Source organism: Mucilaginibacter sp. Mucisp73, from assembly GCF_059491465.1.
In genome coordinates this window covers 482130-497711 of record NZ_CP168507.1, presented here as the reverse complement: position 1 = coordinate 497711, position 15582 = coordinate 482130, and the positions used below count along the sequence as shown (strand labels likewise).

Here is a 15582-nt window from a genome sequence, read left to right as displayed (position 1 = left end):
ATGATAAAGTCCAAATCTATTCATTATGTAGCAAACACTTTATAACAATATTAAAACTTCGCTATGCGTGAATTGGGTTATTTATTATATATCATGCGTATTATACCACTAATATAAATAACTAATATTTAGGCAAAAGACGAATAAGTAAAACCATAAATTGTTAATCAGATAGATAAGATATCTATAAACTACTATCGATAAAAGATACGGATTAATATAACAACGATATAAAATTACATTAACCCTGTAACAGATTTAATCTTATCATTGCAAATTAATGTGTAGCATTTTATTAATCCTGCCCGTATAATTCTTTAAGACAATGGCCGATATTAATTATATAAAAACACCGCACATCTTAATAAGCAGGGTTGACGCCATTGGCGATGTTGTACTTACTTTACCCGTAGCAGTATACATTAAGCAATTGTTCCCAAAAGCCACGGTTTCATTTTTAGGCCGTACTTATACACAGCCGGTGATCAATACTATGGCTTCGGTAGATGCGTTTATAAATTACGATGAGTTAAAAAAAATCTCCGAAGGACAACAGATCGAATATCTGCAAAAACAAAACGTAGACGCAATTATTCATGTCTTACCCAATAAACATATTGCCAGGATAGCAAGACAGGCGGGCATTAAACTCCGGATAGGTACAACAAACAGGGTTTTTCATTGGTTTACCTGCAACAATCTCGTAAAATTAAGCCGCAAAAAGTCCGACTTGCATGAAGCACAGCTCAACCTTGTTTTATTAAAACCACTGGGGCTTAAGCATATACCATCTTTACAAGAAATTGTATCCCATAATGAGTTCCTTAGTAAAGTTGAGCTTACACCGGCTTTAAATGCTGTACTTTCTGGCAATAAATTCAACCTGATTATTCACCCAAAATCACACGGCAGCGGCATGGAATGGGGCCTGGATAATTTTGCCGAATTGATACACATCCTTCAACCCGAAAAATTCAACATCATTGTAACAGGTTCTGAAAACGAAAAGGCATTACTTGCAAACTGGTTAAAAACACTTCCGCCAACGGTACAGGATATGACCGGAAAAATGTCGCTGGGGCAATTAATAACTTTTATAAGTAAATCTGGCGGGCTTATTGCTTCAGGTACTGGCCCGCTGCATTTAGCCGCCCTGACTGGGATCAATACCCTTGGATTATTCCCCTCATTAAGGCCTATACACCCTGGGCGATGGGCACCTGTTGGCAAAAAGGCGGGCTATATTGAAAGCGGAACAAACAATTTAGAAACAATTACGCCGTTTATGGTGGCAGAACAAGTTAAAACATGGCTATAAATAAACCTCGTGTATTGGCAACGTTGGACTCCATGAGGTACCCGAATACCGGCCTATATCATTTTGGAAAGAGCCTTGGGAAAGCCCTGGCAAAAGAAAACACAGGTTTTAATTTGACATATTTTCTGCACAAATCGGTAACCGAATTTGATGCGGATGCGACAATACACAGAACTTATTTACAAAAGCATCACAAGTTTTTTTTCTACAATAACAAAGGCATTGACCTATTCCATTTTACCGACCAGTTTTCAAGGCTAAAGCCTAAAAAAGTGCGGAGCAAATACAAAAAGATACTTACTATACATGACATTAACCAGGTGCATGAAAACGTAGGCAAAGAAAAACTGAACCTGTACCTTAAAAAGCTGGGGGAGCGAATTAATTCAAGTAATAAAATAGTAACAATATCAAACTTTGCTGCTAACGATGTTTTAACCTACTTCCCGCATATTGCAAACAGGTTAACAGTTATTCATAATGGTGCTGATAAATTGATATTAAAACAAGGGCACCAACCGGCTTACTTCCCTCAAAAACCTTTTTTATTTACCATTGGGATTGTGGCAGCCAAAAAAAACTTTCACGTACTACCTGCCTTACTTGCAAATAATGATTTTGAACTCGTCATTTCGGGCATCAAAACGCCCTATGAAGAAAAGATCATTGAAGAGGCAAAAAAACATGGCGTAGAAAACAGGGTTAAAATAACCGGGCCGATATCAGATGATGACAGGGCCTGGTATTATAAAAATTGTGAAGCATTTGTTTTTCCTTCCATTGCTGAAGGGTTCGGTTTACCAGTAATTGAAGCTATGCATTTTGGCAAACCTGTTTTTGTATCTACCCGCACCTCCCTACCCGAAATTGCGGGAGATTGTGCTTATTATTTTAACGATTTTGAACCTGCTGAAATGCAAAATGTATTTAATGCAGGTTTGGAAGATTTTCATAAAAATTCACCGTCAGATAAGATAATTGCCCACGCCGAAACTTTTAACTGGGATGAAACAGCTAAGCGGTATCTAGAGCTATATCAGGAAGTACTTAAAGGCAGGTAATTATGATTTGCCTCGCATTTTTCTGACCATAAACCTAAACCAGAATTTAAAACCAAAATTCTTTAATATCAGTTTAGGTTTATCCTTTTCAAATACCATATCTCGCGACTGGCCTGAAACACCATCATGACTAAAATTGGCGATCACATAGTTCAAATGGACAAACTTCAGGCTTTTATCGCCAAAGCATTGCATATTCAGCGCAAAATCGGCCGAGGAACGATACTTAAAGTTATAGCTATATTTTTCAAAAACGATTTTAGGATAAATGATAGACTGTTGAATAATGCCGTGCTTGGCAAGATAGTAATCAGATACCTCGCCCAAGGGCTTTAATCCTCTTGTCAATACGCTTCCGTAATAAATGGTATCAGGCTCATTTAGTTCCATAGCCATATTTGAAAAATCAGGCAATAAATCATCATCAGCCCCTAAAAAATAAATCCAATCGCCTTTAGCTTGTTTTAAAGCCTTAGTCATAGCATCGTATATGCCGTTATCAGGTTCGCTTCTCCAGTAAGTGATCTTATCGTTATTGGCCATCAATATATCTTTTGTGCCATCGCTGCTGTTCCCATCAATAACAATGAGTTCAATATCAGGGTAATTTTGCATGTAAACGCTATCCAGGCTTTTTTGCAATGTGGCGGCAGCATTATAAGTAACAATTATAACTGTGAGCCTCCCTGCATACGCATCTACCTGTTTTGACGTTATATTTTGTGTATTTTCGCTCATTATTTAATTGTACAAAGTAAATATTATAAAGGCAAATACATTACCTTTTATCTGTTGTTTTTAAATGCAAAAAAACAGGAATCTATTCCGGCTAACACGCTTCATCTTACTAAAAATACCATACGTATTCCGATTTTTTGCTTTATTCAAACCCTCCAAAAAAAGAATACTAATCATTAAGGCCGATGCCATAGGTGATTACGTTTTGTTCAGAAATTTTATTGAGATCTTAAAGCAATCAACAAAGTACCGTGATTACGAAATAGATTTATTAGGTAACGAAATATGGCGCGATATTGCTACAACGCATGACGGACAATACATAACAAAATTTTTCTTTACAAAAGCAAATAATCTTTATTATTCGCCCGGGGCAGTTTTTAAATTAGGGTTGCAGTTATTTGGCAGAAGTTATGAGAAAGTTTTAAACCCTACCAGTACACGTACCTTTATTACGGATGGGCTCGCCGCGCTTTCGGGTTCATCAAACCTGATTGGTTTTGAAAGCGATACTGAGGGCATTGAGCCTAAATACAAAGTTAAAACAGATAAATTTTATAAAACATTATTACCAATTCCCCCTTTAATACATTTTGAATTTGCCAGGAACCGATATTTTTTTGAACAGGCACTTGATCAACTTATCTCCATTCGAAAACAATTTATTGGTGCTAACCGAACAACAAAAAGTGGCATCATGGTCTTTCCGGGAGCAGGACTTAAAAGCCGGGGATGGGAAGCTGAAAAATTTGCTCTTTTAATTAAAAAGCTTAGGCAAAATACAAATGAAATCATTTACCTGGCGGGCGGTAAAGCTGAAATACCGCTCTGCAATTATATAATGGAACAATCGCAATCAGCATCAGTCGTCAACATCAGCGGTAAAACCAATTTAAACGAACTTATCGAGTTGGTTACGAATTCAGCTATGATAATCTGTAATGATAGCAGCGCCGTTCACATAGCCGCGGCCGTTGACACTCCTTTTGTATGTATTGTTGGTGGTGGTCATTTCGATCGTTTTGTTCCTTATCCTGAAGACATCGTCAAAAACGGATCATTTATCTACGAAAAAATGGATTGCTATTATTGCAACTGGAACTGCGTATTTAAAGTACAAAGTGACGAATCTTTTCCATGCATTGCAGGTATAGATATCGAGCAAGTTTGGCAGGCAGCCCAAAAGCACTTGCCCGTAGGATGATATGCTTTTAGACCACGTTACACGTTATTAGCTAATTACTATTAGCTTTGCATTTTATAATAAAATTTAATGAAGATTTATTTCAGGCTTCTTTCCTTCGCCCGTCCCATAGGTAAATTCGCGGTCCCTTATTTTATATGTACTTTATTTTCGGTAATATTTAATACTCTTAATCTTGCTTTACTGGCACCATTGCTAAAAACAATTTTTGACCCCAAAACCGGCGAAGCGGTTACCAAACCGGCAAACTGGTGGAACCCCCTAAAAGATTTCGACTATTTTGCACACGAAGCCAATTTAACTTATGGCCCGCTCGGGGCTTTGAAATTTGTTTGCGCAGCCATAGTTGTGTCTGTATTACTAAGCAACCTGTTTCGTTATTTTTCACAGCGGATTATGGAAAACCTGCGTATATACACCCTGCTTAACCTGCGCCGTACTGTTTTTAACAATGTTATGAACCTGCACCTGGGTTATTTTAGTAATGAACGCAAGGGTGATATCCTTTCAAAGATCTCAGCAGATGTGCAGGTTGTTCAGTTTTCGGTAACGGGTACTTTGCAGGTTGCATTTAAAGAGCCTTTCCAGCTTTTAACCTATCTTGTATTTTTATTTGTAATATCAGTTAAACTGACGTTGTTTTCCATGCTGATAATCCCTGTTTCGGCATTTATCATATCAAGGATAGTTAAGCGTTTGAAAGAACAAGCTGCAGAATCACAGCAAACTTACGGCAACATGATCAGTAATCTTGATGAAGCCTTATCAGGCATCAAGATTATCAAAGCATTTAATGCAGTTTCGTTTATAAAAAACCGCTTTGATCACGAAAACAAAGAATATTCAAGAATTACCCGCTCTATGGCAAAGAGGCAGCAAATGGCCTCGCCGGTATCTGAATTTTTGGGTGTATTAATGGTTGCAGGAATAGTATTATATGGCGGCTCGTTAATTATCAGTCACCAGGGTACACTATCTGCCGATAATTTCATAGTTTATATTGCTATGTTTTCGCAGATCATGCGCCCGGCCAAGGCTATATCCGATTCATTTAGCAATATCCATTCGGGCATAGCAGCGGGTGAACGCGTATTGGCACTCATAGATGAGAAGCCATTAATTGTTAATGCACCCAATGCCACGGAGCTAACTGGTTTTGAGGATAGGATCAGTTTCGAAAACGTATCATTTGCATATACTATTAAACCTGATGCTGCCCAGGTTTCGGGTACCGAAAAACAGCTAATTGAAACTGAGAAATACGTACTTAAAAACATCAACCTCGAAATTCCGAAAGGAAAAACAGTAGCGCTGGTTGGGCCCTCAGGTGGTGGAAAATCTACTTTAATGGATCTACTGCCACGGTTCAGTGAACCCCAGTCAGGTACGATCTCTATCGACGGTAAAAACATCCAAACTGTTACTATGGAATCATTAAGGGCTTTAATGGGCATTGTGAACCAGGAGTCGATTTTATTTAATGATACGATATTTAATAATATCGCATTCGGCAAGCCAAATGTGACCCAGGAAGAAGTTGAAGCGGCTGCCCGCATAGCTAATGCACATAACTTTATTATGGAAACAGGCAAGGGTTATCAAACCAACACCGGCGACCGCGGCACCAAACTATCGGGAGGCCAGCGTCAGCGTATCTGTATTGCCCGGGCGGTGCTGAACAACCCGCCGATTATGTTACTTGATGAAGCAACATCAGCCCTGGATACCGAATCAGAAAAGCTGGTTCAAGAAGCTTTAAACAATCTAATGAAGAACAGAACTTCACTTATCATAGCTCATCGCTTAAGCACCATTCAAAATGCAGACATTATAATTGTGCTTGAAAACGGCAGTATTGTTGAACGGGGATCACATGTAGAATTACTTCAAAACAATGGCGTATATAAAAAGCTGATAGATATGCAGGCTTTTAATGCCCAGGCGTAGGCTCTTATTTGCTTTGAAAGGTTTTTGATTTGCAAACCCAGGGCATGCTTACTTATAACTAAAGTGCACCTCCTGCCCTTATTATATACTAAAAAAATCTAAAGATATTTCGTACATATATAGATTGCAGCCTGTTTATGTAGCTTAAGTGTTACACATTTTTTGATAACAATCTGTAGCGTTCGACGTTATTATTTCGCTAATATCACTGCAGTATTATTATAACGAACAACTGTTTTTATCACAACAGTATTCGTGCGTGGAGTTTTTCCTAAACACAGCAACTGCCACAAACAGCTAAAGTTTAAAACAAAACATCAACTTTTTTCTTTTTTTACCCGTGAAAGCAGCAGTAGTGATCCCTTTTTATAAGCCTGTTATGAGCAATCTCGAACACACGGCTCTTGTACAGGCAACTAAAGTATTATCGGCCCATGATATAATAGTTATTAAACCACATAACCTTATATTGCCCGATGAAGCCCAATTAGATGCCATAGCTAATGTAATTAATTTCGACGACAGGTATTTTAAAAATATTAAAGGCTATAATGCACTTATGCTTTCGGAAGAATTTTACCGAAGCTTTTTAACTTACGATTTCATGCTGATACATCAACTTGATGCATTTGTATTTAGCGATGAATTAATGGAATGGTGCACACAGGGCTATGATTATATAGGTGCGCCATGGATCCATAAGTACGGTTACCCGGATGTTGTTAAAGCTGTAAAGTCCAAACTTCAGCGATGGCTGCATTTAAAGTTCGACGTTCAAAAAGATGGCCGGCCATCACCTATGCAATTTGAAAACGGGGTTGGTAACGGTGGTTTCTCCTTGCGCAGGGTAAATAAATTTCATGAACTCTGCATCAATATGAAAAACCAGGCAAAACGATATTTAAGCCTTAGCCATGATCATTACTTCAACGAAGATGTTTTTTGGAGCATCGAAGTTAACAGGAAAAGAAAAGTACTTAATATCCCTTCTTATAAAAAAGCCACGGGTTTCTCAATCGAATTATTTCCCGAACGAGCTATAAAAATAAACAATAATAAACTACCATTTGGATGCCATGCCTGGGATAAAAACCTCGATTATTGGCGGCCGGTAATTCAAAATTACGGTTACCAAATTTAATACTCCCCTATCGATAACATTACTAACGTACAGGCGTACTCGGTTTCGATACCTTGTTCGCTGGCTTTACGCCTCAGTTCGGTATTTTCGGTTCCTGGATTAAAGATGATCCGTTTGGGCTTTGTGTTCAATATATAATCATACAACGGAGGTTGATTTTGTGGGCCAACATACAGCGTTATGGTATCAATATCATGATGTATCGTTTCAGGTTTTTCAATAGGTACACCAGCTACTTCGCCCGTTTTTATGCCAACATTAACAATGGTATGCCCGCGTTCAACCAGGCGGATAGCCGCAAAATTGGCGTACCTGCTGGTATCGGGTGTTGCCCCTAATATTAATGTTTTTTTATTAGCCATTGATCATCCTGTTTAGTAAAGCAATTTGCGCGGAATGATAAATATGATGCTGTATCAAACCGGTCACCTGGCATTCGTAAGTTTCTCCGGCTTCTCCGCCCTTTTTGGTAACAGGCTCGTTCCATTTTTCTTCCGGGAAATTTTGGATAAAGCCTGCCAGGTTTACGTTTACCAGCTTTATATCTTCAACAATCCATTTCCACTTTTGTTCGTCGGGCAGGCCGGGTTCAGGCCAGTCACCACGAACCGGCAACTGTGCGTCCATGCCATTCATGCGGTCCATTACTTCTTCCGTCCATCCGGTCATGTGCAAAATAATAGCGGCAATATTATGTATTGAGCCAGCGGGCTTTTCATAGGCAGCTTCAAAACTGATATTATCAACAATGGAATAAACTGAGGGGCCATACCATGGCTGGCCCGACAAAACGCTTTGAAGCTGGTTAAATAATTTTTGAGATGTGGTCATGATAATATTTTTAAAGCAGCAGTTGCACAGTTAATTCCATCAATAGCAGCAGAAATTATACCACCCGCATAGCCCGCCCCCTCTCCGCAGGGAAATAAACCCCTAACCTGTGGGTGCTGTAAGGTCTCCCTGTCGCGAGGGATTTTAACAGGTGATGACGTACGCGATTCAACACCAACCAAAATGGCGTCGTTGGTATAATAGCCTTTCATTTTTTTACCGAATACCGGTAGCGCTTTGCGCAAGCGTTCATTGATCCACCCCGGTAACACTTCTTTCAGTTCAACGCTTTTAGTACCGGGCAAGTATGAATTAACGGGTAAATCGTTTGATAAACGGTTCTGCACAAAGTCAACCATCCGTTGTCCGGGCGCTACCAGATTACCGCCACCGGCTACAAAAGCAGCCTGTTCAACCTGCTTCTGAAAGTTGAGCATCTTGAAAGGATCATTATCATCGCCGGCAACATCCTCTAAATTAATTTGCACCACAGTGCCCGAATTTGCGAAAGGGTTGTTCCGTTTAGACGGACTCCATCCGTTCACCACAATTTCGCCGGGCTCGGTTGAACACGGTGCGATGATACCACCGGGGCACATACAAAAAGAAAACACACCGCGGTCGTCAACCTGCTCGACAAGACTATAATATGATGGTGGCAGGTCATGGCCTCGCAACTCGCAATGATATTGTGCGCGATCAATTATTTCCTGCGGATGCTCGATCCTTACCCCCAAAGCAAAAGGCTTGGCCTCAATTAAAATATTCTGGCTATGTAGCATTTCAAACACATCCCTTGCCGAGTGGCCTGTAGCCAGGATCACAGCATCAGCCACGATCTTTTCTCCAGCAGCTATTTTTACGCCTTTAATTTTTCCAAAATCCACCAGCAGTTGGGTCACTTTGGTATCAAACATGATCTCTCCGCCTGCGTTCAGTACGGTTTCGCGCATGGCAGTGATAATTTGCGGCAGTTTATTGGTGCCGATGTGCGGACGGGCATCAATCAAGATATCTTCGGCGGCACCATGAGCCACAAACATTTTAAGCACCTGGTTCACGTCTCCCCGCTTGGTTGAGCGGGTATACAGCTTACCATCCGAATAAGTACCTGCCCCGCCTTCCCCAAAGCAATAATTTGACTCGGGGTTAACGAGGCCTTGTTTGTTGATATTAGCCAAATCTCGGCGGCGTTGTTTTACATCCTTGCCCCGTTCAATAACAACTGGTTTTAATCCAAGTGCGATGCATTGCAGTGCGGCAAATAATCCGGCCGGGCCTACACCAACGATGATTACTGGTCGGCCAAATTGCACGTTGGGGTAATTGATGGTAAATACTTCAGGGAGATAAGCTTCCTGCATAAAAACCCTCACCTGCATGCGGTAGACTACACGGCGGCCACGCGCATCAATGGAACGCTTTAAAATTTTTAATGCCGTAATATTTTTTAGGGGAATTTTAAGGGCTGCTGATGCCAGTTGCTTTAAAACCGCCTCATCTTCCTGTTGTCCGGGAGGACAAACTATCTCTGTTTCTTTTGTCATGACTAATGCCGGGTTTTTATCCCGGATGGTGCAAAGTTAAGAAACCCCCTCTAAATCTCCCCCAAAGGGGGAGACTTTGATCAGCAATTTTTACCTGAGCTCATTTTCACCCGGAAGCTGTATCGTAATCAAGATTACCCTCCTTTTCTTATTAAGCTTTAGGCGGTATATAGTTTTGGGTTGGATTGACGCTGCTAACAAATGGGGGGTTAACAGGGTTAACAGAATTCAGGGCTAACATTTGCATATATATCTAACAATCAAACAATTGGGCGTTTTTTTATCCAAAAAAGTGTTAACCCCCATTTTGTATAAATATTATCGGCTAAATTTTAATTATTACCCCCATTCTGTTAGTGCTCAATACGCTCAAAACCGTTCGGCTTTGCACATTGACCGTACGCTATCGAACAGTTTTAAAAGCCAATAAAAAATAAAATACTGAAAATCAATAAATTACAAAATGGCACTTAGATTGGCATGCACCTCATGTATTTAAATAATAAAACAATGACTACCGCCGACGAACGCTTACAAACTATATGGAATGGCTGCATGACTAACGACAGGAAGAGCCAGGAACAATTATACAGGTTATTAGCACCACGTATGCTTGCTGTTTGCATGCGTTATGCAACCGATAAAGACGAGGCACAGGATATATTACAGGAAGGTTTTATAAAAATGTTCCGCAACATGAAAAACTACCGCGGTGAAGGAAGTTTGGAAGGATGGATCCGCCGCATAATGGTACATTGTGCCATATCACGTTATCGCAAGTTAAAGCCAATAGTTTTGGTTGATGATTTTGCAGCAGAGGAAGCCGCCGCTATACCTATCAGCAGCTCATTTAATGATAATGGACTTGAAGCTAAAGACCTGATGAAATTGGTACAAAAATTACCAAAAACATACCGCTCTGTTTTTAACATGTACGCCATTGAAGGATACTCGCACCAGGAAATAGGTTCGTCGCTGGGCATGAGCGAACTTTTATCACGCACTACACTGCACCGCGCCCGTACGCTTTTAAAAGATATGGTAGCGAAACTAACCATGCGCGAAGAACATTGCCTGGCAGGATAAGCGGGTTCCGCCATTAACCTTATACAAATCATTTACAAAGACGCAGCCCCTGATGGGGCTTTCGGCTTTTATAAAGAATAGATATTTGTGCAAAATTTTTCATATCGCACATCTTACACCTCCCATCTTTCTATAATTTACCAAAAAGCCGTAACTTGACACCTTGTCAGCAACTCACTCCCTTTGTAACAACGGTACGTGATTTGCACTCTAACCCAAAACGTCACAAAAACACACGAAAAACAAATGAAAAAGTTATTCTCGGTTATATTAATCATAGCTGCAGCTATGTCCTTAAGTTCATGCAGCTATAACAGTATGGTTAAATTAGATGAAACTGTTAAAGCTAAATGGGGTGCCGTGCAAAGCGATTATCAGCGCCGCAGCGACTTGATCCCCAATTTAGTTAATACCGTAAAAGGCGCAGCAAATTTTGAAAAAAGCACCCTTACAGCTGTGGTTGAAGCCCGTTCAAAGGCAACATCGGTACAGGTTGACCCCAATAAGCTTACCCCCGAATCAATAAAAGCTTTCCAGGCCTCACAGGGTGAGTTAAGCGCGGCCCTGGGCAAATTGCTTTCCATTACCGAAAACTATCCCGATCTGAAATCGAACTCTAACTTCCATGACCTTCAGATTCAACTGGAAGGCACCGAAAACAGGATCAATGTATCGCGCAAAGATTTTAATGATGCCGTTCAGGAATACAACAGCAAGATCCGTTCGTTCCCAGCCAATATAACTGCCAAAATGTTCGGTTTCTCTGAAAAGGGTTATTTTACTGCCGAACCAGGCGCCGACAAAGCCCCTAAAGTAGAGTTTAATTAATTTGATGGGATTACACTGATTGTTCTGTGATTTCACCATTTTTTTGAAGGTCGGCGAAATCTCTGGTTATCGGTGAAATCATAACAAATCGGTGAAATCATAAATCAAAATATATGGCTGTATTTAACGAAGAGGAACAGCAGCGCATCCGCAAAGCTATTGAAGATGCTGAGCACCGCTCATCGGGCGAAATCAGGGTGTGCATCGAAAAGCGGTGCAGTGAAAATGTTCTTGACCGTGCTGCAAAATATTTCCAACAGCTCAATATGCATAAAACCAAGCTCAGGCATGGGGTGCTTGTATATGTGGCCACCGTCGACCGCAAATTTGCTATCATAGGCGATGCCGGTATTAACCAGGTTGTCCCTCCCGATTTTTGGGATACCACCCGCGATGATATGCTGCAGCATTTTAAATATGGCGATATTGTTGAAGGAATTGTTACAGGACTTAAAATTGCCGGCGAACAGCTCCAAAAATATTTCCCTCATCAAGATGGCGATCAAAACGAACTTCCGGATGATATAGCCTTTATGGATGGCGATTAAAAATTAAAAACATGCTCAAAAAGTTTATACTGTTTTTCGGATTTACACTTTGCGTTATTGCCGCAATTGCTCAGGATTTTCCGGAACGCTCCAATACTCTCGTTACAGATTATACCAACACCTTAAACCCCGCTGATAAACAGCGACTGGAAACTAAATTGGTAGCCTTCAATGATTCCACTTCAACACAAATTGCAGTGGTGATCCTGAAATCTACAGGTAATTATGACATTAACGACTACGGCGTTCAACTGTTGCGGAAATGGGGCATAGGGCAAAAAGACAAAAATAATGGCGTATTGGTATTGGTTGCTATTGGTGACCGTAAAATGAGTATCCAAACCGGCTACGGCGCCGAGGGCGCCTTGCCTGATATTGTTACGCAGGATATTATCCAAAACGACCTTAAACCCCATTTTAAACAAGGCGACTATTATGGCGGCCTTGATGCTGGTACCAACAGTATTATCAAAGCCATGAGGGGTGAGTATAAAGCCGCTAAAAAACAAAAGCAAAGCAATGGCGGCCCGGCTGGTTTTATAGTCATTGTCATAGTCGTAGTTATCCTGATCCTGGTATTCCGCAATCGCGGAGGCGGAGGCGGCAGGCAAATCATTGGCCGTCGTGGAGGTGCAAGCCCATTCTGGTGGTTCCTGGCAGGTAACATGCTTGGCGGAGGAGGCCGGAGCAGTGGTGGCGATTGGGGAGGCTTTTCAGGCGGCGGAGGTGGTGGCGGCTTTGGTGGTTTTGGCGGCGGAAGCGGCGGCGGCGGCGGCTCAAGCGGCAGCTGGTAGTCGTTCGCGGTATAACACATCTTAACCAATGCAAAAAGACTTCATCTTACGCGAGATTGAAAAGATCGTATATTCAATAACAAGACTGGCGGGCTTCAAAAACGCTGCAAATCCTGAAGCATTTATTCAACATGCTGATCAAATGCTTCAGGACGAGTACGATCTAAAACTGAACGATCTGCTTGAACTAAGCATCGAAGATTTTGACATTTTACTCAACGAGAGAAACTATTCGCCCGAAAAGCTGGATGCTTTAGCTCAGTTGTTATACATGTATTATGAACCTTTTGAAGCTAATGACGAAACCTTGGCCGCCTTACAAAAGATCATTTCTATATTTAACCGACTGGAGAAGAATCATAATCGAGCATCATTCGAAAACATAAACAAGCGTAACGCTATCTATCAATTTCTGCAAAAAAACTATGAGTAAAGATCTCACCTGGAAACTACTTTCATCATCATACATCCATAAAGGCCCGTGGGCCACGCTCCGCATCGACAAGTGCGAAATGCCAAACGGCAAAATTGTTGAAGATTATTATGTACTTGAATATTCAAACTGGGTTAATGCAGTAGCCATAACCGAAGACAATAAAGTATTGATGGTGAAACAATACCGTCATGCCGCAGGTGTTATCTCGCTCGAAATTCCGGGCGGTGTGATTGACGCCGGCGAAGAACCTGTACACGCAATACGCCGGGAATTGCTGGAAGAAACCGGCTACCAGTTTGACGAATTTGAACTGATCTGCACCGTGTACGGCAACCCATCCACTGCCAACAATCAAACATTTACCTACTTTACCAAAGGCGGCAAAAAGGTGCAAGGCCAACACCTCGATGAACTGGAGGACTTGATTGTTGAAGAATACACTATTGAAGAGGTAAAACAATTATTGCTCAACAACGAAATAAAACAGGCCATGCATTGCGCCGGTTTATTTTATGGTATGATGAAGCTGGGAGTGATGTAAAATCACTCCGGGCAATTATCCTTTCGCCGGGTATCAACTATGTAAATGATCTTCCAGCCGTCGGCAGTTTTCATCAGTTGGAAAACATCTACCCCGCAATGGCTGTACTTATCATCTAAATAAAACTTATATGGTGCCCAAACACTGGCCAGCGGGCCATCAATTTTGATATCGGCAAAGGTTACTCGTTCATCATAAATACCTTTGTGCGGCGTGCCAACCATTTTAACAAAGTCATCAGGGTTTTCAATTTCCAAAGCTGTTGAGCCATCTTTTTTATTGGCTACGCTATGAAAAGCGATTCCTTTAGCAAAGGTGGATCTAAGCATCGTGCTATCGCCCTTACGCATGGCATTAAACATGGTATTGATGGTTTGCTTAATAGCATCCTGCTCCGTTTGCTGGGCGAAGGATTGGAACGACAATAAAATAAATACTGCGAGGATAAGTTTTTTCATAACTAAATATACCTCATTTGTAATCAAGTTGATATGCTGATTTAATCATTTGCTGATAAGAGAAAAAAAACTAATCCAGTCCTTCTTCATTTTTAAACTGGGCTGACATTTACCCTGAAAGCCTTCACTACTTTGCACAAGCAAAAATCTATCAAATGAAAAAATTACCTTACTACATACTTGATGTATTCACCCACCAACCATATAAAGGCAACCCGCTGTCGGTAGTGTGGTGTGACGACGAGCTGGAATTATCTCAATACTACAACATAGCCCGCGAATTCGGCTATTCCGAAACATCCTTTGTACGGTACTCTGATGCTGAAAAATTATTGAAGGTACGTTCATTTACTCCGGGTAATTATGAGGTTGGTGGCGGCGGTCATAATTTGCTGGGCGCTGTATCCCTGGCTTTGCTTAAGGGATGGGATATTTTTAACGGTCAGGGTGATGAGCATTGGGTAACTATGAAGAATGAAAAATTGCCCGTTGTGATCAGTGAAGAAAACGGCCTGATACTGGTAGCAGTAAAACAGCAGGCCGCGAAGAACCTTGGTACTATTAGCCCGGAAATTGTGGCGCCAGCACTCGGCTTAGAAACAAGCGATCTGGAATTAAATAACTGGAAGCCTACCATCATGAAAACAGAAGTAGCCCACACCATGGTTCCTGTAAAAAACAGAGCGCTGCTTAATCAGGCTATACCCAACCCTGATAAGCTCAAAGAAATTTCAAAAAATTACGGCTTTGAAGGGTTTTACTTATTCACAACCGATGTTTCAGAGGGTGGCTATCTAACCGAAACCCGCTTTTTTAACCCGGCATATGGCATTGACGAAGATCCAGCTACAGGCACAGCTGCCGGTCCCCTCGCCGGATTTTTGCAGCAGGCCAATTATATAAATATCAACCAAGATTATAAAATTTTGCAGGGAGTACTGGTAAATCATCCATCTACCGTTCACATCAGGGTAACGCCCGAAAATATTTTGGTAAGTGGTTCGTCGGTGATTGTAATGGAGGGTACATTATTTTTATAAACGATGGAAGCATTACTGAATTTTTAGAGTTACCGCAGTTTCTTCCATCAAAAAAGCCCTGCAC

Annotated in this window: 17 protein-coding genes; 12 read left to right on the top strand and 5 right to left on the bottom strand. The window is 41.0% G+C overall.

Annotated elements, in window-relative coordinates; genetic code table 11:
• Positions 1-325: 325 nt before the first annotated feature.
• Together ACEN82_RS02195 and ACEN82_RS02190 are read left to right on the top strand one after the other, a co-directional pair.
• Entirely contained in the window at positions 326-1318 is a 993-nt protein-coding gene (locus tag ACEN82_RS02195) for a glycosyltransferase family 9 protein (RefSeq protein ID WP_413320316.1), read from the top strand.
• The gene (locus ACEN82_RS02190; RefSeq protein WP_413320318.1) at positions 1309-2379 is read left to right on the top strand and encodes a glycosyltransferase family 4 protein; all 1071 of its coding nucleotides are present in this window, start codon (positions 1309-1311) and stop codon (positions 2377-2379) included. The genes ACEN82_RS02195 and ACEN82_RS02190 overlap by 10 nt, the downstream gene beginning before the upstream one ends.
• On the opposite strand, the gene ACEN82_RS02185 is transcribed toward ACEN82_RS02190, so the two are convergent.
• Positions 2380-3117 carry a glycosyltransferase family 2 protein gene (locus ACEN82_RS02185; RefSeq protein ID WP_413320320.1) on the bottom strand — a complete coding sequence of 246 codons (738 nt, stop codon included), beginning with the start codon at positions 3115-3117 and terminating at the stop codon, positions 2380-2382.
• 205 nt (positions 3118-3322) lie between these two features.
• On the opposite strand from ACEN82_RS02185, the gene ACEN82_RS02180 reads away from it, so the two are divergent.
• The 3 genes from ACEN82_RS02180 to ACEN82_RS02170 all read left to right on the top strand — a co-directional run bounded on the left by ACEN82_RS02180 (position 3323) and on the right by ACEN82_RS02170 (position 7409).
• A complete protein-coding gene (locus ACEN82_RS02180; RefSeq protein WP_413320322.1) occupies positions 3323-4321 on the top strand; it encodes a glycosyltransferase family 9 protein in 999 nt (332 codons plus the stop codon).
• A gap of 69 nt (positions 4322-4390) precedes the next feature.
• Positions 4391-6268, top strand: a complete 1878-nt coding sequence (locus tag ACEN82_RS02175) for an ABC transporter ATP-binding protein (protein WP_176628024.1) — start codon at positions 4391-4393, stop codon at positions 6266-6268.
• 340 nt (positions 6269-6608) lie between these two features.
• Positions 6609-7409 carry a DUF5672 family protein gene (locus ACEN82_RS02170; RefSeq protein WP_090528791.1) on the top strand — a complete coding sequence of 267 codons (801 nt, stop codon included), beginning with the start codon at positions 6609-6611 and terminating at the stop codon, positions 7407-7409.
• Here ACEN82_RS02170 and ACEN82_RS02165 read toward each other — a convergent pair.
• From ACEN82_RS02165 to ACEN82_RS02155, 3 genes are read right to left on the bottom strand one after another with little or no spacing between them, the layout of a single operon-like run.
• Positions 7406-7771 (bottom strand): CoA-binding protein, encoded by a 366-nt coding sequence (locus tag ACEN82_RS02165; RefSeq protein ID WP_413320325.1) that lies wholly within the window; start codon positions 7769-7771, stop codon positions 7406-7408. The two genes, ACEN82_RS02170 and ACEN82_RS02165, sit on opposite strands and share 4 nt — an antisense overlap.
• Positions 7764-8240: a DinB family protein gene (locus ACEN82_RS02160; protein WP_188833349.1), complete on the bottom strand. Its 477-nt coding sequence runs from the start codon at positions 8238-8240 to the stop codon at positions 7764-7766. Before ACEN82_RS02160 ends, ACEN82_RS02165 begins: the two co-directional genes overlap by 8 nt.
• Positions 8237-9787, bottom strand: a complete 1551-nt coding sequence (locus tag ACEN82_RS02155; protein WP_413320327.1) for an NAD(P)/FAD-dependent oxidoreductase — start codon at positions 9785-9787, stop codon at positions 8237-8239. Before ACEN82_RS02155 ends, ACEN82_RS02160 begins: the two co-directional genes overlap by 4 nt.
• A 510-nt stretch (positions 9788-10297) precedes the next feature.
• On the opposite strand from ACEN82_RS02155, the gene ACEN82_RS02150 reads away from it, so the two are divergent.
• From ACEN82_RS02150 to ACEN82_RS02125, 6 genes are all read left to right on the top strand, one after another.
• On the top strand, positions 10298-10873 hold the full coding sequence (locus ACEN82_RS02150) for an RNA polymerase sigma factor (protein ID WP_229701637.1): 576 nt from the start codon (positions 10298-10300) through the stop codon (positions 10871-10873).
• Positions 10874-11119: 246 nt separating this feature from the next.
• Positions 11120-11701: a LemA family protein gene (locus tag ACEN82_RS02145; RefSeq protein WP_090528807.1), complete on the top strand. Its 582-nt coding sequence runs from the start codon at positions 11120-11122 to the stop codon at positions 11699-11701.
• 113 nt (positions 11702-11814) lie between these two features.
• Positions 11815-12249, top strand: coding sequence for a TPM domain-containing protein (locus ACEN82_RS02140; RefSeq protein ID WP_090528810.1), 435 nt, complete (start codon positions 11815-11817; stop codon positions 12247-12249).
• An 11-nt stretch (positions 12250-12260) separates the two neighbouring features.
• A complete protein-coding gene (locus ACEN82_RS02135) occupies positions 12261-13043 on the top strand; it encodes a TPM domain-containing protein (RefSeq protein ID WP_413320330.1) in 783 nt (260 codons plus the stop codon).
• A 28-nt stretch (positions 13044-13071) separates the two neighbouring features.
• A complete protein-coding gene (locus ACEN82_RS02130) occupies positions 13072-13476 on the top strand; it encodes a hypothetical protein (RefSeq protein ID WP_413320332.1) in 405 nt (134 codons plus the stop codon).
• Positions 13469-14020, top strand: a complete 552-nt coding sequence (locus ACEN82_RS02125) for an NUDIX hydrolase (protein ID WP_413320334.1) — start codon at positions 13469-13471, stop codon at positions 14018-14020. Before ACEN82_RS02130 ends, ACEN82_RS02125 begins: the two co-directional genes overlap by 8 nt.
• 2 nt (positions 14021-14022) lie before the next feature.
• On the opposite strand, the gene ACEN82_RS02120 is transcribed toward ACEN82_RS02125, so the two are convergent.
• Complete coding sequence (locus tag ACEN82_RS02120) at positions 14023-14478, bottom strand: nuclear transport factor 2 family protein (protein WP_413320336.1); 456 nt, start codon at positions 14476-14478, stop codon at positions 14023-14025.
• 155 nt (positions 14479-14633) lie between these two features.
• Here ACEN82_RS02120 and ACEN82_RS02115 point away from each other — a divergent pair, with 155 nt between their 5' ends.
• A complete protein-coding gene (locus tag ACEN82_RS02115; RefSeq protein ID WP_413320338.1) occupies positions 14634-15518 on the top strand; it encodes a PhzF family phenazine biosynthesis protein in 885 nt (294 codons plus the stop codon).
• Positions 15519-15582 lie beyond the last annotated feature (64 nt).